At 57.5% G+C, this 1,024-nt stretch carries 1 protein-coding gene; it reads left to right on the top strand.

Annotated features, from left to right (window positions below; translation table 11 throughout):
- A partial coding sequence (locus H096_RS31820; RefSeq protein WP_033903196.1) for a ribonucleotide-diphosphate reductase subunit beta occupies positions 1-1,023 on the top strand: 1,023 nt, incomplete at its 5' end.
- Position 1,024 lies beyond the last annotated feature (1 nt).

Here is a 1,024-nt window from a genome sequence, read left to right as displayed (position 1 = left end):
TCCGCCGCCCGCGTCGCCGTTGACGAAAAACGCATGATCAACTGCCGTGCCGACCTCAACCAACTCGTACCCTTCAAGTACGACTGGGCCTGGCAGAAGTACCTCGACGGCTGCGCCAACCACTGGATGCCGCAAGAGGTCAACATGACCGCCGACATCGCCCTGTGGAAAAACCCCGAAGGCCTGACCGACGACGAGCGTCGTATCGTCATGCGCAACCTGGGCTTTTTCTCCACCGCCGACTCCCTGGTGGCCAACAACCTGGTGCTAGCCGTGTACCGCCTGATCACCAACCCGGAGTGCCGCCAGTACATCCTGCGCCAGGCCTTCGAAGAAGCGATCCACACCCACGCCTACCAATACTGCATCGAATCGTTGGCCATGGATGAAGGCGAGATCTTCAACATGTACCACGAGATCCCATCGGTCGCGAAAAAAGCCGCCTGGGGCCTGAAATACACCCGTTCGATCTCCGATCCGAAGTTCGAAACCGGCACCGTCGAGACCGACAAAGAGCTGCTGCGTAACCTGGTCGCCTACTACTGCGTGCTGGAAGGCATCTTCTTCTACTGCGGCTTCACCCAGATCCTGTCCATGGGCCGTCGCAACAAAATGACCGGCGTCGCCGAGCAGTTCCAGTACATCCTGCGTGACGAGTCGATGCACCTGAACTTCGGTATCGACGTGATCAACCAGATCAAAATCGAAAACCCACACCTGTGGGATGCCGAGATGAAGGAAGAAGCGACCCAGATGATCCTGCAAGGGACTCAGCTGGAGATCGAATATGCGCGCGATACCATGCCGCGTGGCGTGCTGGGGATGAACGCGGCGATGATGGAGGACTACCTCAAGTTCATCGCTAACCGTCGCCTGTCGCAGATTGGCTTGAAGGAAGAGTATCCAGGCACCACCAACCCGTTCCCGTGGATGAGCGAGATCATGGACTTGAAGAAAGAGAAAAACTTCTTCGAAACCCGTGTGATCGAGTACCAGACTGGCGGCGCGCTGAGCTGGGATTGAT

The organism is Pseudomonas sp. FH1, from assembly GCF_000510895.2.
Classification (GTDB): Bacteria; Pseudomonadota; Gammaproteobacteria; order Pseudomonadales; family Pseudomonadaceae; genus Aquipseudomonas; species Aquipseudomonas azotoformans_A.
Note: the sequence above shows the minus strand (reverse complement) of the source record. Positions and strands in the feature narration are given on the sequence as shown.